This is a genomic window from Pantoea sp. NPDC088449 (assembly GCF_044753225.1).
Taxonomy (GTDB): domain Bacteria; phylum Pseudomonadota; class Gammaproteobacteria; order Enterobacterales; family Enterobacteriaceae; genus Pantoea; species Pantoea floridensis.
The window spans coordinates 745198-766306 of record NZ_JBIVMT010000001.1 but is presented as its reverse complement, the minus strand read 5'-3'; the positions used below and the strand labels follow the sequence as shown (position 1 = coordinate 766306).

The 21109-nt window shown below is 53.2% G+C and carries 19 protein-coding genes; 4 read left to right on the top strand and 15 right to left on the bottom strand.

The window, feature by feature from the left end; all coding sequences use genetic code 11:
- The first annotated feature begins 310 nt into the window (after nucleotides 1-310).
- Together ACIP6T_RS03635 and ACIP6T_RS03630 are read left to right on the top strand one after the other, a co-directional pair.
- Nucleotides 311-1918, top strand: coding sequence for an MFS transporter (locus ACIP6T_RS03635; protein WP_097094238.1), 1608 nt, complete (start codon nucleotides 311-313; stop codon nucleotides 1916-1918).
- Entirely contained in the window at nucleotides 1915-3054 is a 1140-nt protein-coding gene (locus ACIP6T_RS03630) for a glycoside hydrolase family 105 protein (RefSeq protein ID WP_400455401.1), read from the top strand. The genes ACIP6T_RS03635 and ACIP6T_RS03630 overlap by 4 nt, the downstream gene beginning before the upstream one ends.
- A 178-nt stretch (nucleotides 3055-3232) precedes the next feature.
- Here ACIP6T_RS03630 and ptsG read toward each other — a convergent pair whose 3' ends face one another.
- From ptsG to yceD, 14 genes are all read right to left on the bottom strand, one after another.
- Nucleotides 3233-4666 carry a PTS glucose transporter subunit IIBC gene (ptsG, locus tag ACIP6T_RS03625; RefSeq protein ID WP_097094240.1) on the bottom strand — a complete coding sequence of 478 codons (1434 nt, stop codon included), beginning with the start codon at nucleotides 4664-4666 and terminating at the stop codon, nucleotides 3233-3235.
- Between the two features lie 285 nt (nucleotides 4667-4951).
- Nucleotides 4952-5743, bottom strand: coding sequence for a metal-dependent hydrolase (locus tag ACIP6T_RS03620; protein ID WP_400455398.1), 792 nt, complete (start codon nucleotides 5741-5743; stop codon nucleotides 4952-4954).
- Between the two features lie 17 nt (nucleotides 5744-5760).
- Complete coding sequence (holB, locus tag ACIP6T_RS03615; RefSeq protein WP_345826879.1) at nucleotides 5761-6750, bottom strand: DNA polymerase III subunit delta'; 990 nt, start codon at nucleotides 6748-6750, stop codon at nucleotides 5761-5763.
- Complete coding sequence (tmk, locus tag ACIP6T_RS03610) at nucleotides 6747-7382, bottom strand: dTMP kinase (RefSeq protein WP_400455395.1); 636 nt, start codon at nucleotides 7380-7382, stop codon at nucleotides 6747-6749. The genes holB and tmk overlap by 4 nt, the downstream gene beginning before the upstream one ends.
- Complete coding sequence (mltG, locus tag ACIP6T_RS03605; protein ID WP_345826881.1) at nucleotides 7372-8391, bottom strand: endolytic transglycosylase MltG; 1020 nt, start codon at nucleotides 8389-8391, stop codon at nucleotides 7372-7374. The genes tmk and mltG overlap by 11 nt, the downstream gene beginning before the upstream one ends.
- On the bottom strand, nucleotides 8388-9200 hold the full coding sequence (gene pabC, locus ACIP6T_RS03600) for an aminodeoxychorismate lyase (protein ID WP_400455393.1): 813 nt from the start codon (nucleotides 9198-9200) through the stop codon (nucleotides 8388-8390). Before pabC ends, mltG begins: the two co-directional genes overlap by 4 nt.
- 122 nt (nucleotides 9201-9322) lie before the next feature.
- Nucleotides 9323-10564 (bottom strand): beta-ketoacyl-ACP synthase II, encoded by a 1242-nt coding sequence (gene fabF / locus ACIP6T_RS03595; RefSeq protein ID WP_097094246.1) that lies wholly within the window; start codon nucleotides 10562-10564, stop codon nucleotides 9323-9325.
- Between the two features lie 86 nt (nucleotides 10565-10650).
- Nucleotides 10651-10887 carry an acyl carrier protein gene (acpP, locus tag ACIP6T_RS03590; protein WP_097094247.1) on the bottom strand — a complete coding sequence of 79 codons (237 nt, stop codon included), beginning with the start codon at nucleotides 10885-10887 and terminating at the stop codon, nucleotides 10651-10653.
- Between the two features lie 153 nt (nucleotides 10888-11040).
- On the bottom strand, nucleotides 11041-11775 hold the full coding sequence (gene fabG / locus ACIP6T_RS03585; RefSeq protein WP_097094248.1) for a 3-oxoacyl-ACP reductase FabG: 735 nt from the start codon (nucleotides 11773-11775) through the stop codon (nucleotides 11041-11043).
- A gap of 10 nt (nucleotides 11776-11785) precedes the next feature.
- Nucleotides 11786-12718, bottom strand: a complete 933-nt coding sequence (gene fabD / locus ACIP6T_RS03580; protein ID WP_097094249.1) for an ACP S-malonyltransferase — start codon at nucleotides 12716-12718, stop codon at nucleotides 11786-11788.
- Between the two features lie 16 nt (nucleotides 12719-12734).
- Entirely contained in the window at nucleotides 12735-13688 is a 954-nt protein-coding gene (locus ACIP6T_RS03575) for a beta-ketoacyl-ACP synthase III (RefSeq protein ID WP_097094250.1), read from the bottom strand.
- The gene (gene plsX / locus ACIP6T_RS03570) at nucleotides 13689-14729 is read right to left on the bottom strand and encodes a phosphate acyltransferase PlsX (protein ID WP_097094251.1); all 1041 of its coding nucleotides are present in this window, start codon (nucleotides 14727-14729) and stop codon (nucleotides 13689-13691) included.
- Between the two features lie 26 nt (nucleotides 14730-14755).
- Complete coding sequence (gene rpmF, locus ACIP6T_RS03565) at nucleotides 14756-14926, bottom strand: 50S ribosomal protein L32 (protein ID WP_007885783.1); 171 nt, start codon at nucleotides 14924-14926, stop codon at nucleotides 14756-14758.
- A gap of 14 nt (nucleotides 14927-14940) precedes the next feature.
- Nucleotides 14941-15462, bottom strand: coding sequence for a 23S rRNA accumulation protein YceD (yceD, locus tag ACIP6T_RS03560; protein ID WP_097094252.1), 522 nt, complete (start codon nucleotides 15460-15462; stop codon nucleotides 14941-14943).
- Nucleotides 15463-15605: 143 nt separating this feature from the next.
- Here yceD and ACIP6T_RS03555 point away from each other — a divergent pair, with 143 nt between their 5' ends.
- Nucleotides 15606-16187, top strand: a complete 582-nt coding sequence (locus ACIP6T_RS03555) for a Maf family protein (protein ID WP_400457008.1) — start codon at nucleotides 15606-15608, stop codon at nucleotides 16185-16187.
- 11 nt (nucleotides 16188-16198) lie between these two features.
- Here the strand turns inward: ACIP6T_RS03555 and rluC are convergent, their stop codons facing one another.
- Nucleotides 16199-17155: a 23S rRNA pseudouridine(955/2504/2580) synthase RluC gene (gene rluC / locus ACIP6T_RS03550; RefSeq protein WP_097094254.1), complete on the bottom strand. Its 957-nt coding sequence runs from the start codon at nucleotides 17153-17155 to the stop codon at nucleotides 16199-16201.
- A gap of 572 nt (nucleotides 17156-17727) precedes the next feature.
- On the opposite strand from rluC, the gene rne reads away from it, so the two are divergent.
- Nucleotides 17728-21003 carry a ribonuclease E gene (rne, locus tag ACIP6T_RS03545; RefSeq protein WP_400455387.1) on the top strand — a complete coding sequence of 1092 codons (3276 nt, stop codon included), beginning with the start codon at nucleotides 17728-17730 and terminating at the stop codon, nucleotides 21001-21003.
- Nucleotides 21004-21109: the final 106 nt, after the last annotated feature.

Below are 21109 nucleotides of genomic sequence, written 5' to 3'. Positions count from 1 at the left end.
AATTCCATTTCTTTCAACCTCAGGACCACATTTCTTGCATTAAATGGCTGCCTTTACACCGCTTTTTCACTTCGCCATGCCTTGTGCTGCAACTCGCATTTCTAACACTTCATTAACCACAAAAATGAAACGCTGTTTTATAAATTAGAGATATCTCGCCATTTTCTTTGTGATTTTGCCACCACCGCGCAATACCTTGCGAAATCGCGAAGGTTTGCCGGTTTAAGCCGCTCTATTTTCAATCCAATCCGATCACGCTGTACGGAGTGATGAGGGACGTGTTTACCGCCTATTTCAAGGAGAACCTGCCATGCGCTCTCGTAAGATTGGCCTGGGCCACTATCTGGCCTATGGTTCCGGGGACTTCCTCGGGGCGGGCACCACGGCGCTAACTGCCGCCTGGCTGCTCTACTTCTACACCACCTTTTGTGGGCTATCGCCGATTCAGGCGACGTTTATTTTCGCTGCCGCCCGCGTGCTGGATGCGGTGGTTAGCCCGCTGATGGGATTTTTGACCGATAACTTTGGATCGACCTGGCTTGGCAAACGCTTTGGTCGTCGCAAATTCTTTATCCTGCTCGGTATCCCGTGCGTGTTTAGCTATAGCCTGATGTGGGTCAGCGATATGAGCTTCTGGTGGTATCTGCTGACTTATCTGCTGTTCGATATGGTCTACACCATGATTCTGGTGCCATACGAAACGCTGGTGCCGGAAATGACCGATGACTTTAAGCAGAAAACCCGTTTCTCCGGCGCACGCATTGGTCTGGCACAGCTTTCGGCGATCCTGGCAGCTTTCTTGCCGGGCGTGCTAATTGGCTGGTTTGGCAAAGAGAATCCGATCTCCTTCTTCTACGCCAGCCTGGTGTTCTCGGTAATTTGTGCGCTGGTGCTGACGCTGGTATGGGTGTTTACCTGGGAACGCGATCCTGATGATTTCTCTGCAGAATCACGCCGGGCGGAACAGGAGAAATCACGGCTAACGTTGATGCAAAGCCTAAAACGTCTTTACACCGAGCTGGCTTCTACGCTGCGTATTCGTATTTTCCGCCAACATCTCGGCATGTATCTCGGTGGTTACATCGCGCAGGACGTGTTTAACGCGGTATTCACCTGGTATGTGGTGTTTGTGCTGATGCAAAGTGCGCAAATTGCCTCAAACCTGATGGGCACCATGGCAGTAATGCAGTTTATTGCGGTGATGGCGATGATTCCACTCTGTATTCGGCTTGGTCCCGCGCCAGCCTATCGCATGGTGGTGGTGCTGTTTGGCCTCAGCGCCCTCTCCTATGCCGGATTGTGGTACACCGGCATGAACGACAACTTCGCGCTGCTGGTACTGATTTCCGGCCTGGCAGGTCTGGGACGCGGCGGCATCAACTATGTACCCTGGAATACCTATACCTATATTGCTGACGTCGATGAAGTGATTACCGGCCAGCGTCGCGAAGGCATTTTTGCTGGCATCATGACATTAACGCGCAAAGCGTCGCAGGCTGGCGCGGTGATGTTCGTCGGCATCGTGCTGCAGTTGGCCGGTTTCTCCTCCGGCCAGGCCACCCAGGTGCCTGCCGTCGGCCATACCATTTTGGCGATTCTCAGCGTTGGCACCCTTTGCGTGCTGGCCTGCGGCTTCATTATCTCACTGCGTTTCAAGCTCAACCTGCACACTCACACCGTGTTACGTGAAGAGACGCTGAAGATGCGTGCAGCCGGACGCGTGGTGCCTGAACGCATTACGCCACAGGCTCGTGGCGTCGTCGAAATGCTGGCGGGCATGCCGTATGAAAATCTGTGGGGCAATAACAACGTCGGTTATCTCAATCGTCATAAACCCGCAGCCCCACCGCTGCCGAGCCAACCGCGATCTTTACCTACTCTACCGACCACCCTGATTAATGATAGGAATGAACCATGACTGTATTTCCTGTAAAGCACAGCGCGCTGCTGCGTCAGCCTGAATATCTCCTACCTCGAACCGAACTGGTGCAGTTGATTCAACAACTCACGCAGAATCTGGTGAACATTACCGATCACAGCGGGGAATTTTTGCTGCGCCTCGACGATGGGCGCGTGATCGATACCAAAGGTTGGGCCGGCTGGGAGTGGACGCACGGCATCGGTCTGTACGGCATGCTGCACTATTATCAGCAGACCGGCGATCGGGCGACGTCAAAAATCATTGATGATTGGTTCACTACGCGGCTCGCGGAAGGCACCCCGACGAAGAACGTCAATACCGTTTGTCCGTTCCTGACGCTAGCCTATCGCTACGAAGAAACACGCAATGCGGCCTGGCCCCCGGTGCTTGAGCGCTGGGCTGAATGGGTGATGTATGAGATGCCGCGTACTGAACAAGGCGGGTTGCAGCACATCGTCTATAACAACGAGAATACCCAGCAACTGTGGGACGATACGCTGATGATGAGCGTGATGGCGCTGGCGAAAATTGGTCAGCTGCTCGATCGCCCAGAGTTTGTGGAAGAAGCCAGCTATCAGTTCCTGGTTCATAGCCAATATTTGATGGATCGCCAAACCGGCCTATGGTTCCACGGCTGGACGTTTGAGGGGCGACATAATTTTGCCAACGCGCGTTGGGCGCGCGGTAACAGCTGGGTCACCATCGTCATTCCGGACTTCCTCGAGATGATGAACTGGCCGCAACAGCACGCCACACGCCGCTTCCTGCAACAGGTGCTGGAGAGCCAGGTCAAGGCATTAAGTGCCTGTCAACACAGCAGCGGCCTGTGGCATACCTTGCTCGACGATCCCAATAGCTACCCAGAAGCCTCTGCTACCGCCGGTTTCGCCTATGGCATTCTCAAAGCTGTGCGTAAACGTTATCTCTCGCCGGAGTATTTACCGCTGGCGGAGAAAGCGTTGTGCGGCGTTATCGGCAATATTGATCGGGATGGGGAGTTAAAACAGGTGTCGTTCGGCACGGCAATGGGCAGCGATCTGGAGTATTACCGCCAGATACCGCTTACCTCGATGCCGTATGGCCAGGCAATGGCGCTGCTATGTTTGACGGAATATTTGCGGGTCTACTTGTAATAAAAAATGCCCTCACTAGAGGGCATTTTTAGGCACCGAAAGTAAAGTGCGTTGAAGCGGCGGCAGAGGAGTAAAGCATCTCAAGCCATGGATGGCTTGGGGCGAGCCCCAGGGATGGTTTATGGCGTCTTTACGATCTGACGCGCTTCATCGCACCGGCTCTGCCTGCCAACTTAGGTTACATACTGCGGATATAGTCATCCATTTCAGTTTTCAGGTTATCGGACTTAGTACCGAAAATTGCCTGAACACCTGAACCTGCTACCACCACACCTCTTGCGCCGAGGCTTTTCAGTTCAGCCTGATCCACTTTGCCCACATCTGCCACGCTCACACGCAGACGGGTAATACAGGCATCCAGATTAGTGATGTTCTCTTTACCACCAAACGCGGTAACCAGCTTGCCCGCCATTTCGCTACCGGTTGCGCTGCTCTGCTCCATTGCTGTGTCCTCACGACCCGGTGTTTTCAGGTTCAGTTTTACAATCAGGAAACGGAATACGCTGTAGTAAATCAGGCCGTAGATAATACCGACAATCGGGAACAACCAGATTTTACTACTGTTGCCGCTCAGTACGATAAAGTCGATCAAACCGTGTGAGAAGCTGGTGCCATCACGCATGCCCAGCAGGATACAGATTGGGAATGCCAGGCCAGCCAGAATCGCATGGATCACATACAGAATCGGCGCGACGAACATGAAGGAGAATTCGATCGGCTCGGTTATACCGGTCAGGAACGAGGTCAGCGCCGCTGAGATCATGATGCCGCCCACTTTGGCGCGGTTTTCTGGTTTAGCTGAATGCCAAATCGCAATCGCTGCCGCTGGCAGACCATACATTTTGAACAGGAAGCCACCTGACAGTTTACCTGCCGTTGGGTCGCCCGCCATATAGCGCGGAATATCACCGTGGAACACCTGACCGGCTGCATTGGTGAATTCACCAATTTGCATCTGGAAAGGTACGTTCCAGATGTGGTGCAGACCAAATGGTACCAGCGAACGCTCAATCAGGCCGTAAAGGCCAAAGGCCACTACCGGGTTTTGATAGGCAGCCCACTGGGAGAAGTCTTGAATAGCAGTACCGATTGGCGGCCAGATGAATGACAGCACCACACCGGTGAAAATCGCCGTCAGACCGGAGATGATCGGGACAAAGCGCTTGCCCGCAAAAAAGCCAAGATACTCAGGCAGCTTGATGCGGTAGAAACGATTGAACATATAGGCAGCAATTGAGCCCGCGATGATCCCGCCTAGCACACCGGTATCCGCCAGATGCTTGGCTTCGATTTCCGCAGCCGGTAAATGCAGCACTAACGGTGCTACTACCGCCATGGTTTTCACCATGATGCCGTAAGCCACTACCGCAGCCAGTGCTGAAACACCGTCGTTATTGGTAAAGCCAAGAGCCACACCGATCGCGAAGATCAGTGGCATATTAGCAAATACCGAACCGCCCGCTTCCGCCATCACATGCGAAACCACGGCAGGTAGCCAGCTAAAGTTTGCAGAACCAACACCTAACAAAATACCGGCAATCGGCAGAACCGATACCGGCAACATCAGCGATTTACCTACTTTCTGCAGGTTCGCAAATGCGTTCTTGAACATAGAAACTCCTGAGTATGAGTGCAATTTTTTTGCGCAGTGCGCATGGCTTAGGGGGAGGATCCTTCGCCGGGTGACGCTGAGCGTCTTTTGATTTATTACGAAGAGTAAAATAAATCGCTAATTGTTAAATTGACGGCCATCACATTTCGCTAAGAGTGGCCGCGTCTTTTCAGTTGTTTCTTACAGATCCGGCTTAAAAAACAGCAATAAAACGCTGCCTGCACCCGTTAAGATGCAGTGCAGCCGATGGTTTTCTGATTAATTACAGTATTTGAAATAAAGTCGTTAGCTACTGAGACGACTCACTGGGATATGGAACAGGCGGGAGAAATTTTCCGTCGTCACAGCGGCCAGCGTCTCAATATCGACGCCTTTTAATACCGCCATGTAGTCTGCCACATCGCGGGTAAATGCCGGTTGATTCTCTTTACCACGGTGTGGCACGGGTGCCAGATAGGGAGAATCGGTTTCCACCAGCATACGATCCAGCGGTACATAGCGCGCCGCTTCGCGAATTTGTTCGGCATTGCGAAAAGTGAGAATGCCTGAGAAAGAGATATAAAAGCCCAAATCCAGCAGCTTCGCCGCAGTTTCTTTATCTTCAGTGAAGCAGTGCAGCACACCGCCACATTTCTCTACGTTTTCTTCACGCAAAATCGCCAACGTATCTTCACGTGCGTCGCGGGTATGAACAATAATCGGTTTATTCAGCGCAATGCCCGTGCGGATATGCTCACGAAACGATGCTTGCTGCTGCGCTTTGGTCTCTTGTTGATAGAAATAATCCAGCCCGGTTTCACCGAGTGCGACCACGCGCTCTTCAGCCGCCAGCCGGCGAAACTCCTCAACATCATAGGGTGTTTCCTGATTCAACGGATGCACGCCGCAGGCTAACGCTACGTTTTCACGATCGCCAACCAGCTGTTTGATTTTGTAGTAATCCGGCAGCGTCGTCGCGATTGCCAGCATAAACTTCACATCACGCGCCGCCGCTTTGGCAATAACATCATCGAGATCGCGATGATGTTTTTCATAATCAAGGCCATCAAGATGGCAGTGTGAATCCACAATAAACATACTTCTCTCTTTCTCTCTTAGCCGACCACGGCGGGTGCGAGTAAACGCTCCCAAGCAAGCAAACGGTCAGTCAAAATTAATTCACGATTAAGGGCTGCCACATGTAGCAGTTGATCCCGACACTGCATCCATTGCTGTGCGCTGCTATTTAACGCGCCGCTGTTCAGCCTTTGCGCCAGTTGTGCAACCACATCCGGGCGATCGCCGTTGCTGAGCCACTGACTTGCCCCCTGCTGCACTTTCATTGCATCAACCAGCAGAGAAATCAGCCAGCTTAGTCGCTCAGCCACATCCTCTGCATTGAGCGCCGGCAGCAGCTGCAGCACATCATTATTGAGCGCGCTGATCAGCATTTCGCACAATTTTTCACGCGCCTGCCAGCGTTCAGGTTGTAACAGCGCCAGTGCGGCCGCCGGTGCGCCATTACTCAAGCGCAGTGCCGCACGCAGCGTGGCTTCCGGTTGCGGCTGCTGTTTCTGCAGCCACTGCAGACTATGCGCTTCTTCCGGTGGTGAAAGATGCCATGTCATGCAGCGGCTGCGGAGCGTAGCCAGCAAGCGTGAAGGCTCACGCACGCTGAGGAAGAACCAACAGTTCGCCGGCGGCTCTTCCAGCGTTTTCAGTAACGCATTGGCTGCGGCTTCAGTGAGCTGTGAAGCATCAGGCAGCCAGACGATTTTCGCACCGCCCTGCTGGGCAAAGTGATACAGCTTTTCGGTTACATCTCGCACCGCATCGATGCCTAGCGACGATTTGCCCTTTTCGGCTTCGAGCCGATACCAATCAGGGTGGGTATGCGCCTGCATCAGCTGGCAGCCGTGACAATGCCCGCAGCTTTTTAGCCCTTCAGGCTGCAGACACATCAACCAGCGACTGACGCCCCAAACCAGCGCATCATCGCCCATTCCCTCGATAGCCTGCACCAGCAGCGCATGATGTGCCTGACCGCTCTGATGGCGGGCGATAATCTGTCGGTAAGGTTGATTCAACCAGGGATACCAGTTCATGCTGATTGACCTGCCAGCCAGCGACGCAGCGCCGTTTTAAGTGACAATGTCACCTCATCAATATTTTGCGTCGCATCAATAGTGAGGATAGAAGGATCCTGCGCGGCTAATGCCAGATAGCATTCACGTGTACGCTCAAAGAAGCGTAACGACTCTTGCTCAATACGATCTAACTCGCCGCGAGCTCGGGCGCGCTGCAAACCCACTTCTGGCGTGACATCGAGGTAAAGCGTGAGATCGGGCCGGAAATCACCGAGGACCGCATCGCGTAGCGTGGTCATTAATTTTGCATCTACACCACGTCCGCCGCCCTGATACGCTTGAGAAGAGAGATCGTGGCGGTCGCCAATCACCCATGCACCACGTGCTAGTGCTGGTTTAATCACGTTCTCCACCAGCTGCACGCGAGCCGCATAAAGCATCAACAATTCGGCTTTATCGGTGACCTGTTCACCATCAATACCCTGCTTAACCAGTACACGCAGCTGTTCCGCCAGCGGCGTTCCACCTGGCTCACGGGTAAAGACGACATCATTGATGCCATGTTCATGCAGCGCAGCGACTACCACATTACGCGCAGTGGTTTTACCTGCGCCTTCAAGGCCTTCAATGACGATAAACTTACTTTTCATTTTTTTCCTTCATTGCCAGCCGATAAACCTGCACCGCTTTGTTGTGACTGGCCAAATTAGTCGTGAAAGTGTGGCCGCCTTTACCATCTGCGACAAAATAGAGGTAATTGGTCTTCTCTGGATGTGCTGCCGCCTCAAGCGAAGCACGGCTCGGCATGGCAATCGGACCCGGAGGCATACCGCTAATGGTGTAGGTATTGTAGTCGGTTGGGGTTTCGAGATCTTTACGCGTTAACGAGCCGGTATAGCTATCACCCATGCCGTAAATCACCGTAGGATCGGTCTGCAGTTTCATGCCCGTACGCAGGCGATTGATGAATACTGATGCCACGCGTGCGCGCTCTTCGCTGACGCCCGTTTCTTTCTCAATGATTGACGCCATGGTCACCAGATCCTGCTCTTTTTTATAAGGCAGGTTATCCATGCGGCCCTGCCAGATCTCATCAACCAGCTTATTCATGCGTGCATGAGCCCGCTCCAGCAGCGCCACATCGCTGGTATTTGCCGTATAAAGATAGGTATCGGGATAGAAACTGCCCTCGAGTTGGCTGGGCTCAATTTTGAGCGCCGTGGCAACGGTGGCAAACTCATCGTCGGTGAGCGTGTGTTTGAGGTAAGGCGACTTGCGCAACTCAGCCAGCCACTCCTTCAGCCTTGAACCTTCAACAAAGCGTACCGGAAACTGAGCTTCTTTACCGCTGGCCAGCAGTTGCAGCAGTTGTCGTACCGTCATGCCTTTTTCCAGCCGATAGGTGCCTGCTTTAAACTTTGCCAGTTCTGGCTCCAGTTTTAATAGCGGACCAAACCAGATACTGGTGGGAATAATGTGCTGGCTTTCGAGCTGGGCTTCCAATACCACGCGGCCACTACCGGCCGGCAATGTGTAAATGGTTTCCTGTTGCAAAGTGAGTGGTGCATCAGCTAAGCGTTGAACCTGCCAATAGCTAAAGGCGGCGGCGAGCCCCGCTAATGCCACTACACCTGCGAGAATCTTTTTCATTCGAGTCATGATACTTCCATCGTCGGGCAACTGGTGCGCAGTTGCTGGTACAGCGAACGTGCGGTGAACGAAACATCGTCAATTTGTCGCACGGGTAAAACCGGCATCAGGGCATTGCAGATCACCACTTCATCGGCATTCAAAACCTCCTCCCTGCGGCTATCTATCAGCTGACAATTCTGGCCAGATGCCGCCATTTCTGCCAGCAGATAACGGCGCATAATGCCATCTACACCGGCTTGCTCCAGGCGCGGCGTATAAAGGGTATTGTCTTTGCGCCAGAATAAATTGGCCGCACAGCATTCCACCACCGTCCCGTTAGTGTCAAGCACCAGCGCCTCGTCCCCGCCCGTCTGATCAAGATGGTGCCGAATGAGCACCTGCTCCAGGCGATTGAGATGCTTAACGCCGGCCAGCAGCGGATTTCGCGCCAGGCGAACAGGGCTGGTATTTAGCACGACACCCTGCTGTTGCAGCGCGGCATAATGATGTGGCCAGGGAGAAAGCGAAAGGATGCGGGTAGGCATGGTGCAGCCGCTACGGCTGTAACCGCGGCCACCTGCGCCTGGCGTCAAAATCACCTTTAGCACCGCCTGTGCTTGCCCATGAGCAGCCTGCTGCATTTCTTTAGCCAGCTGCTGCAAGTCCGGAATGCGCATCAATAACCTTTCACAGCCATCTTTAAGGCGTTGCAGATGGGCAGCAAGCATGACAACCTGGCCATTAACCACCGCCGCGGTAGTAAAACAGCCATCACCAAATTGCACAGCGCGATCGCGTGCTGAAAGTTCGGTCTGCTTTACCCCGTTTATCCACATGTTGATTACCCTGAGCGTTGTGCCTGTTTTCAATACCACTGCAGCACGTAAAATTCCACGCTACTGCGTGTCAAAATATAAAAAAGGCCCGCATTGCGGGCCTCTGTTCAGCTAAGTAGCGATTAAACTTTGCGGAAGATCAGCGAGCCGTTAGTGCCGCCAAATCCGAAGGAGTTACACAAGGTATACTCCAATCCGCTGACCTGGCGCGCCGTGTGTGGCACAAAGTCCAGGTCACAACCTTCGTCAGGATTGTCGAGGTTAATCGTTGGTGGAACCGCCTGATCGCGCAGCGCCAGAATCGAATAAATCGCTTCTACCGCGCCTGCTGCACCCAGCAGATGGCCCGTCATCGATTTGGTTGAGCTCACCATCACGCTATGAGCCGCAGCACCAAACACCGATTTCACCGCCTGAGCTTCCGCTTTATCACCGGCTGGCGTCGAGGTGCCATGCGCGTTGACATAACCGATCTGCTCAGCGTTCAGCTGTGCATCACGCAGTGCGTTAACCATCGCTGCTGCTGCACCTGAACCATCTTCTGGCGGTGACGTCATGTGGTAAGCATCGCTGCTCATACCAAAACCAATGATTTCAGCATAAATTTTCGCGCCGCGTTTCTTAGCGTGTTCGTACTCTTCCAGTACGACAATGCCTGCACCATCACCCAACACGAAACCGTCACGATCTTTATCCCACGGACGGCTCGCCGCCTGCGGATTGTCGTTACGCGTGGAGAGCGCACGTGCAGCACCAAAACCACCCACACCCAATGGCGTACTGGCTTTCTCCGCACCACCTGCCAGCATCACATCAGCATCGTTATACGCGATGATACGCGCAGCGTGACCAATGTTATGCACACCAGACGTACACGCAGTCGCGATTGAGATGCTAGGACCTTTTAGGCCATACATGATGGTGAGGTGACCGGCCACCATATTTACAATGGTAGAAGGCACGAAGAAGGGGCTGATTTTGCGCGGTCCACCTTTGACCAGCGAGCTGTGGTTATCTTCGATCAAACCCAGTCCGCCAATGCCAGAACCGATTGCCGCACCAATGCGACCAGCATTCTCATCGGTTACGACCAGACCTGAGTCTGCCATAGCCTGAATACCCGCAACGATGCCGTATTGGATGAAGTCATCCATCTTGCGCTGATCTTTGCGCGAGATGAAATCATCGCAATTGAAATCTCTTACTAAGCCTGCAAAACGCGTTGCATAGGCACTAGTATCAAAATGGTCGATCAGGCTAATGCCGCTCTGACCGGCAAGGAGAGCACTCCAGGTAGACTCTACGGTATTGCCGACAGGAGACAACATGCCAAGACCAGTCACAACTACACGACGCTTAGACACGCACGTCCTCCAGGGAGGGAAAAAATAACGCTATGTGGGGCAAACATAAAACTCAGGCGGTCGAGATGACCGCCTGAAGATATTCATTAGCCTTTATGGCTATTGATGTAGTCGATCGCTGCCTGAACGGTAGTGATTTTCTCAGCTTCTTCGTCTGGAATTTCAGTATCAAACTCTTCTTCCAGAGCCATTACCAGCTCAACGGTGTCAAGAGAATCTGCACCCAGGTCTTCTACGAAAGAAGCAGAGTTGATCACTTCGTCTTCTTTAACACCCAGCTGCTCAGCTACGATTTTCTTAACGCGTTGTTCGATATCGCTCATACTATTTAATTTCCTATCAAAACTCGCTTTCGCGATGGTTTTCGTAGTGTATAAAATGTTGAAAAAGATGCAACAAAATCCCGGCTGGTCTAACCACGATTTTGCGTTATTCTGCGGTGTTTACCTCAGATAAAGCAAATCATTTCGTGATTATCAGACCATGTACATACCGCCATTGACATGAAGCGTCTCACCCGTGATGTAGGCTGCTTCGTCAGAGGCTAAGAATGCAACAGCATTGGCAATCTCCTGCGGGTCGCCTAAACGGCCTGCTGGAACTTCTGCCAAAATACCCGAACGTTGATCATCGTTCAGTGCACGCGTCATGTCCGTCTCGATAAAGCCCGGAGCCACGACGTTTACAGTAATGCCACGTGACGCAATTTCTCGCGCCAGTGATTTGCTAAAGCCAATCAAACCTGCTTTTGCTGCCGCATAGTTTGCCTGACCCGCGTTACCCATGGTTCCAACTACAGAACCGATGGTAATGATACGGCCCACGCGTTTTTTCATCATGGCACGCATAACCGCCTTAGAAAGGCGGAACACCGATGTCAGGTTGGTATCAAGGATATCCGCCCACTCATCGTCTTTCATGCGCATCAACAGATTGTCACGCGTAATGCCTGCATTATTGACTAAAATGTCCACTTCGCCAAATTCAGCACGAACTTGTTCGAGCACGCTCTCAATTGAGGCCGCATCGGTTACGTTCAGCAGCAGGCCTTTGCCCTTGTCGCCGAGGTAAGCACTGATTGCTTCCGCACCGCTTGCACTGGTGGCGGTTCCCACCACTTTAGCACCGCGCGCAGCCAGCGTTTCCGCAATGGCGCGACCGATACCACGGCTTGCACCGGTAACCAGCGCTACTTTACCTTCAAAGCTCATGTTTTTCCTCTTATTCCTGTGAAAGGGCTGCGCTCAGTGAAGCAGGATCGTTCACTGCAGCAGCGCTCAGGCTATCCACAATACGTTTGGTCAAGCCGGTCAGCACTTTGCCTGGGCCAACCTCGAGCAGCTGTTCAACGCCCTGCGCAGCAATAAACTCGACCGATTCGGTCCAGCGCACTGGGCTGTAGAGCTGACGGACCAGCGCGCTACGAATTGCCGCGCCATCGGTTTCACATTTCACGTCAACATTGTTCACAACCGGTACGTTAGGCGCGTTGAAAGTGATAGCTTCTAACGCAACCGCCAGTTTATCCGCAGCGGGTTTCATTAGCGCGCAGTGCGACGGCACGCTAACCGGCAGCGGCAGCGCACGTTTGGCGCCTGCAGCCTTACACGCTGCGCCAGCACGTTCAACCGCTTCTTTATTACCGGCGATAACCACCTGGCCTGGCGAGTTGAAGTTAACCGGTGAAACCACCTGGCCTTGCGCACTTTCTTCGCAGGCTTTACGGATCGATGCATCGTCCAGGCCAATAATGGCTTGCATCGCGCCGGTACCTTCCGGTACGGCTTCCTGCATCAATTTCCCGCGCAGCTCAACCAGCTTGATAGCATCAGCGAAATTCAACACGCCGGCACAAACCAGCGCTGAGTATTCACCCAGGCTATGACCTGCCATCAGCGTGGGTTTTACCGCATTTTTGCTTTGCAATACGCGATAAATAGCCACAGAAGCGGCCAGCAACGCTGGCTGCGTCTGCCAGGTTTTATTCAACTCTTCAGCTGGCCCCTGCTGGACCAGCTGCCACAAGTCATAACCCAGCGCAGCGGAAGCTTCACCAAAAGTGGCTTCAACCTGCGGGTTTTCAGCAGCCAGGTCGGCTAACATGCCGACGGTCTGCGATCCCTGTCCAGGAAAAACATAAGCAAATTGCGTCATCTTTCGTTCCTGTCAATCAAAAGCGAACCAGTGCGGAACCCCAGGTGAAACCACCACCGAAGGCCTCCAGCAAAATCAGATGTCCCGGCTTGATACGGCCATCGCGCACCGCCTCGTCCAGTGCACTTGGCACGGAAGCGGCCGAGGTATTACCGTGACGATCCAGTGTGACTACGACTTTATCCATGCCCATACCGAGTTTTTTGGCCGTTGCGCTAATGATGCGCAGGTTCGCCTGATGCGGAACCAGCCAGTCGAGCATTTCACGATCAAGGTTGTTAGCCTGCAGGGTTTCGTCAACGATGTGTGCCAGTTCAGTTACGGCCACTTTGAAGACTTCATTACCCGCCATTGTCAGGTAAGCGGGCTCATCCTGATGGGCGCGATCCTGATATGGCAGCGTCAGCAATTTGCTGTAGCGACCATCGGCATGCAGATGAGTAGAGAGGATACCCGGCTCTTCGCTCTGACTCAGAACAACAGCTCCCGCGCCATCGCCAAACAGAATGATAGTGCCACGATCGTTGGGATCGAGCGTACGTGCCAGCACATCTGCACCGATCACCAGCGCATGCTTAACCACGCCATTTTTAATGTATTGATCGGCAACGCTCAGCGCATAGGTGAAGCCTGCGCAGGCGGCAGCCAAATCAAAAGCAGCACAATCTTCAATCTCCAGCATTTGCTGGATCATGCAGGCTGAGCTTGGGAAAGCGTGACTCGAGGACGTAGTGGCCACAATAATCAGGCCAACGTCATTCGCATGCACACCCGCCATCTCAAGCGCACGCTGTGCTGCGGTGAAGCCCATGGTGGCAACCGTTTCTTCCGGAGCGGCAATACGACGCTCACGGATACCGGTACGGGTGACAATCCACTCGTCCGTCGTCTCGACCATTTTTTCCAGATCCGCATTGGAGCGAATCTGCTCAGGCAAATAGCTGCCCGTACCGATAATTTTGGTAAACATCTACGCTTTGTCACTCCTGGCTAATACAGTGTCAAGGCGCGCCGCAATCCTCTCTGGGACTTGCTTTCGCACCGTCTGCTCTGCCTGCTCTATCGCCACGGCAAATGCACGTTGATTCGCCGCACCGTGGCTTTTGATCACTGTCCCGCGCAATCCTAACAGACAAGCGCCATTGTACTGGTCGGGGTTGAGGTGGCCGAAACGCGTTGCCAGACGCTTTTGAATCCAGCGCCCCAGCAATCTTAGCCACCAGGCCCGTTTTTTTCCTTCCTCTGACGATTTCAGCAGAGAGAGGAACATTCTTACCACGCCTTCCATGGTCTTCAACGTGACGTTACCCACGAAGCCATCACAGACCAGCACATCCGTTTTGCCGGTGAGGAGATCGTTCCCCTCAAGGTAACCAATATAGTTGATTTGCGGTGACGCTCGTAGCACCGCAGATGCGGCGCGGATTGTTTCCAATCCTTTGGTCTCTTCCTGACCAATGTTCAACAGTGCAACCCGAGGCTGAGCAATTTCCAGCACTTCTTCGGCCATGACCGCGCCCATAATCGCAAACTGCACCAGCATATCGCTGTCAGACTCAACGTTAGCACCGAGATCCAGCACCACCGTTTTGCCATGCTGCTGATGCGGCAACACCGTCATCAACGCCGGACGCTCAATCCCATCCAGCGGCTTAAGCAACATTTTCGCCAGGCCCATCAGCGCGCCGGTATTTCCCGCACTAACGCAGGCTTGCGCTTTACCTTCTTTGACCAACTCTAACGCCACACGCATCGAACTGCCGCGGCTATTACGAATTGCCTGAGAAGGTTTGGCATCACTTGCAATAACCGATTCGGCAGGGATGACCTGCACACGCCTCTGTAACGAGGAATCCGCTTTGGCAAGAAATGACGAGATGATGTCGGGATCACCGACCAGAAGAAGAACCAGCTCCGAATGAGAGGCCAGTGCCTGCAAGGATGCAGGCACTGTCACGCAGGGACCGAAGTCCCCGCCCATGGCATCAACTGCCAGGGTCAAACGTGTCAAGGTATCGCCTTGTGTAATCGCGAGGATTACTTGGTGATAACCTTGCGACCGCGGTAGTAACCATCCGCAGTGATATGGTGACGCAGATGAGTTTCGCCAGAAACTTTATCTACTGACAGAGCAGCAGTGGTCAGAGCATCGTGTGAACGACGCATACCACGCTTAGAACGGGTTGGTTTATTCTGTTGTACGGCCATGGACCTTACTCCTATTACTTACGCTTTAAACTGGCTAATACGGCAAACGGATTTGGTTTTTCTGCCTCGGGAGGCAATTGACCAAATACCATGTCCGCGTCGGACACTTCACAGTGTTCAGAATCATGCACCGGAACCACGGGCAGCGCGAGGATGAGTTCATCTTCGATCACCGCCAGCAAGTCGATCTCACCAAAATCATTGACATCAACTGGCTCGTAGGCTTCCGGTAGTGCCTCGGCCTGCTCATCAGAAGAGACAGGACTGAAGCAATAGCTTACGTGAACATGACGTGGAAACGACTGGTTGCAGCGTTGACATGACAAAGTCACCTGCACTTCGGCTGTTCCTTGCAGAACGGCGAGGCGCTGGTTGTCAACCGCAAACGACATATCGCATTCAACATCACTGTCCACACTCACGACCGTTTCGGCCAAGCGCGCCACCAATTCAGGTGCATAAACACCATGATAATCAAGGCGTTTTTGCGCGGCGCGGACCGGATCGAGCGTCAGGGGTAATTTTACCTTTTGCATAGGGCGCGCATATTAACTTTGTAACGTCATAGAGTCAAAGAAAAAGGCCGGTTTACGGCATCTTTCACCCGTTAGTCGCATCCAGTGCGGCGCATAGTTTAAAATGACTGTCATCTTTACGCTATCTATTCTGAAAAAAAATGATGACACCTTTAGTTTTAGCATCCACCTCCCCTTTTCGTCAGGCATTGCTGGCCAAACTGGGCCTGCCTTTTATAACAGCCGCCCCCAACAGTGATGAAACGCCGTATCTCAATGAATCTGCGCCAGAACTGGTGCAGCGCCTGGCATTAGCCAAAGCTCAGGCGCTGGCTGAGCATTACCCTGATAGCTGGATTATCGGTTCAGATCAGGTGTGCGTTCTGGATGGTGAGATTGCGGGTAAGCCTTATACCGTGGAGCAGGCTTGTCGGCAGTTGGCGGCGGCGAGCGGCAATGCGATCACATTTTACACGGGTTTGGCGCTCATCCAGCCGCAGAGCGGCAAACAATCCGTGATTTGCGAACCTTTTACCGTACATTTTCGCACGTTAAGTCGCGCAGAGATTCACGCATATGTTGAGAAGGAGATGCCGCTTCAATGTGCAGGCAGTTTCAAAAGCGAAGGATTAGGTATTTGCCTGTTTGAAAGACTGGAAGGCCGCGATCCCAATACCTTAGTTGGCTTACCGCTGATTGCGTTAAACGAAATGTTAAGAAGTGCGGGCATCAACGCATTGAGTTGATACCCTGGTCATCAGGCTTTTTTCTGACGCAGCTGGGCAAGGCAGTGCTTCAAAGCGCCATCCAATGGCGCTTCCATTCGCAAGAGTTCGCCGGTATTAGGATGGGTAAAAGTCAGCGCGGCAGCATGTAAAAAAAGTCGCGATAGGCCGGTTGAGCCCAGTTGCGCATCAAATTCACGGTCGCCATAACGATCGTCAAAAGCGATCGGATGGCCGCCGTGCAGCGTATGGACGCGGATCTGGTGCGTACGGCCCGTTACCGGGCTGGCTTTGACTAAGGTCGCAAAACCGAATCGCTCTTCAACTTTAAAACGCGTCTCCGAAGGCTTGCCTTCTGCACTCACGCGCACCACGCGTTCGCCGCTCTGCAAAATGTTTTTCAGCAGCGGTGCCTGAACAACTTTCAAATGCGATGGCCAATCACCGCGTACCAGCGCCAGATAATCCTTTTGCATGCCCTTCTCGCGCAGTTGCTCATGCAGCGAACGCAACGCCGAACGCTTTTTAGCCACCAGCAAGATGCCGGAAGTGTCGCGATCGAGTCGGTGAACCAGCTCAAGGAAGCGCGCTTCTGGACGTAAGGCGCGCAGTCCTTCAATCACGCCAAAACTTAATCCGCTGCCACCGTGTACCGCCGTACCTGATGGTTTGTTCAACACCAGTAAATAATCATCCTCATAAAGGATGGCATTGGTGAGCGCAGCTACTTTATCCAGCTTAGGTGAAACCGCCTGCTCTTCGCGTTCAGCAACGCGCACCGGGGGAATACGGAGCTCATCGCCGTCTTCCAGCTTATATTCAGGTTTAACCCGCTTTTTATTCACCCGCACTTCGCCTTTACGCAAAATGCGATAAATCATGCTTTTCGGCACGCCCTTGAGCTGGGTACGCAGAAAATTATCAATACGTTGTCCGGCATTTTCAGCCGTGATGGCGACATACTGTACGCCCGGATTCTCTGTTTTCATGGCGGCGATTCTAAATAGTGTACCCGGATAGCGCCACCCCTTTTTCTGTGCTTAACTCTCTCTTTGTCGCACAGTTAAACGGTGAAAATGGCGACATTTTCACCGATGCGATGATTAGCCCTGCAAATGAACAGGTTATGGATGAATAAACTTCGCAGCTTGGCAAAAGTCGCCTTGCTATATGTTGGTGAGCAATGGAATAATGCAGGGGTTTCTGCCCTGGAAAGATTCAGGCAGGAAAAAGAGCGAAATAAGTCATTTTGCCGGATTGAACGGACACGCAGCAATGGCGTAAGACGTAATGTTAAATCAGGCACTTAGCGGGCTGCGGGTTGCGGCCTGGACGACAGACTAGGATGCGTGGATTTCTGAATACTCTGTAGCACTTCCACCTTCAGGCGCTGGATTTCCTTATGAAAAACAGGCCACCGACAAGATTTGCGCCCCTTTAGCCGCCGACAACCGTGAGGTTGACGTCAGTGCATTAAGACACGGGGCCATCGGTTGATTCTCGTCCAGGGTAACGATGCCCGCAGCTACATCACTCATGTGAGAATAACGAGTAAGTCACGATGAAAAGAATGTTAATAAACGCAACTCAGCAGGAGGAGTTGCGCGTTGCCCTGGTTGATGGACAACGTCTGTACGATCTGGATATTGAAAGTCCTGGACACGAACAGAAAAAAGCCAACATATACAAAGGTAAAATCACCCGCGTTGAACCGAGCCTTGAAGCTGCATTTGTCGATTACGGTGCAGAACGTCACGGTTTCCTCCCTCTAAAAGAAATTTCCCGCGAATATTTCCCATCCAACTACAATGCACATGGTCGTCCGAATATCAAAGATGTGCTGCGTGAAGGTCAGGAAGTTATCGTTCAAATTGATAAAGAGGAACGCGGTAATAAAGGTGCAGCACTGACAACCTTTATTTCGTTAGCCGGTAGCTATCTGGTATTGATGCCGAACAATCCTCGTGCTGGCGGCATTTCTCGCCGTATAGAGGGCGACGATCGTACCGAGTTGAAAGAAGCCCTCTCCGCGCTGGAACTGCCAGACGGTATGGGGTTAATCGTCCGCACCGCTGGCGTCGGTAAATCTGCCGAGTCGCTACAGTGGGATCTCAGCTTCCGTTTGAAACACTGGGAAGCAATCAAAAAAGCCGCAGACAGTCGCCCGGCCCCTTTCCTGATCCATCAGGAAAGCAACGTGATCGTGCGCGCTTTCCGCGACTATCTGCGTCAGGATATTGGTGAAATCCTCATCGATAACCCGAAAGTTTTGGATCTGGCGCGTCAGCATATTGCTGCCCTCGGCCGTCCTGACTTTAGCAGCAAAATCAAACTGTACACCGGTGAAATCCCGCTGTTCAGCCATTATCAAATCGAATCGCAGATTGAATCCGCTTTCCAGCGTGAAGTTCGTCTGCCGTCAGGCGGTTCAATTGTTATTGATAGCACCGAAGCATTGACCGCTATTGATATCAACTCCGCACGCGCGACCCGCGGTGGCGATATCGAAGAAACAGCTTTCAATACCAATCTGGAAGCGGCCGATGAGATTGCGCGTCAACTGCGTCTGCGCGATCTCGGCGGTTTAATTGTTATCGACTTCATTGATATGACGCCAGTGCGCCACCAGCGCGCCGTGGAAAATCGTCTGCGTGAAGCGGTGCGCCAGGATCGTGCTCGCATCCAGATCAGCCACATTTCCCGCTTCGGTTTGCTGGAGATGTCGCGTCAGCGCCTCAGCCCATCATTGGGTGAATCCAGCCATCACGTCTGCCCTCGCTGTAGCGGTACCGGCACCATCCGTGATAACGAATCACTGTCGCTGTCGATTCTGCGTCTGATTGAAGAAGAAGCGCTGAAAGACAACACCAAAGAAGTCCATGCGATTGTTCCCGTCCCGGTGGCGTCCTACCTGCTGAACGAAAAGCGTGATGCAGTCAGCGCCATCGAGAAACGCCAGGGCGGCGTGCGAGCCATCATCGTGCCAAACGATCAGATGGAAACGCCACACTACTCTGTGCTGCGCGTACGCAACGGCGAAGAGACGCAAACTCTTAGCTATCATCTGCCGAAACTGCACGAAGCGGAAATGGCGCTGCCTTCTGAAGAAGAGCACGCTGAGCGTCGTCGTCCGGAGCAGCCAGCACTAGCCGCTTTCGCAATGCCAGATGCACCACCAGCACCGGTTGAAGTGGTGAAAGACGTTCAGCCTGCAGCGGAAGCGAAAACCAAACCCGCAGTTGCCGCTCCGGCTGTCACCAGCACTGGTTTCGTTGCCCGTCTGCTGAACGGTTTGAAGAAGATGTTCGCCGGTGATACACCAGCTGCAGCGCCTGCTGAAACTCAGCAAGAAGCACCAGCGGCGGCTGAATCTGAAAATACCCAGCAGCGTGGCGAACGTCGCAACAATAACAATCGTCGCAACAACCGTCGCGAACGCACTCCGCGCAATGGTGAGAATGGCCAGCAGGTGCGCGAAGGTCGTGAACCTCGCGAGCCGCGTGAAGCGCGTGAGCCACGTGAATCCCGCGAACCGCGTGACAATCAGGATAATCGTCGCAACAAGCGTCAAAATAGCGAGCCGCGTGAAGCTCGTCCTGTGCTGAGCGATGAAGCCCTTGAGCAGCGCGATGAGCAGCAGCAGCAGCGCCGCGAACAGCGCGCCGAGCGCCAGCGTCGTCGTCAGGAAGAGAAACGTGCGCAACAGCAGGATCAGAAAGTCGCTGAACCCGCAGTAAAAGCGGATGTCATCGATGAAAGCGTTGCTCAGGAAGAAGAACGTGTACAAGTGATGCCACGTCGTAAACAGCGTCAGCTGTCTCAACGTGTGCGGGTTGGCGAAAACAGTGAAGTTGCAGCCGAAACGCCCGCTCCGGTTGTGCATGAAGCTGCTGTAGAAACTGCGCCACGTACCCAGTACCACGAGCAACCTGAAGCCAGTAATGACGAGCAAGATGATAGCGATAACCGTGACAACGCCAATATGCCGCGTCGTTCACGTCGTTCACCGCGTCACCTGCGCGTGAGTGGTCAGCGCCGCCGCCGTTATCGTGATGAGCGTTACCCAACGCAGTCTCCGATGCCGCTGGAATCTGCTGCTGCTTCCCCAGAAATGGCCTCAGGAAAAGTGTGGCTTAACTATCCGGTGGCACAAGCGCAGGAAGAATACACCACGCAAGATGCCATGCATGAGGTATCGGATTATGGCTACCAACAAGCCGCAGCGACCGTGGAACAACCCGCTGAAGTTGCCGCTGTTGAACCGGCCGTTGAGCAGGCAGCTGCAGAAGAGGCAGTACATCAGGCTGAACCGCAGGCGCATATTGATGTGCCAGTGGTAAACACTGATGACGTCTCGCCAATTGCTGCGCCAGTCAACGAAGAGCCCGCGGTGATTACTGCTGCCGATGAACCTGTTGCACAGCAAATTGCTGCTGAAGCTGAGCCTGCGGCAATCGTTGAAGAAGCGAAGCCAGAAGCCAGTGAAGTGGCTGCGGTGGTTGAGCAGGCACCGGCAGATGTTTCGCCAGCAGTGGAAGCTCAGGTTGAAGAGGTTCTGGCTGCGCCAGTGGCGGCTGTTGCTGAAGTCACGCCGGTAACTGAACCTCATGCGCCAGTTGCGGCACGTGACACTGCAGTAACCACAGCTGAAACACGCTTTAAACATCATGCTACTGCACCGATGACCAAAGCGCCTGCACCAGCGTGGCAACCGGAGCCGGCTCGTCACAGCGAATGGGTTCGTCCACCGTTCGACTTTGATGGACGTGGTTCTGCGGGTGGTCATAGCGCAACGCATCAAGCCACCGCACCGGCAACACGTCCGGAAAGCGCGTAAGCTTTAGCAAGTCAGTAAACATCAAACCTCGGCGAGTCCGGGGTTTTTTATTGGCTGACATTCAGCCCTTTCATCACTTAGCGTGTTTCTTACCGGCAAAAAAAAT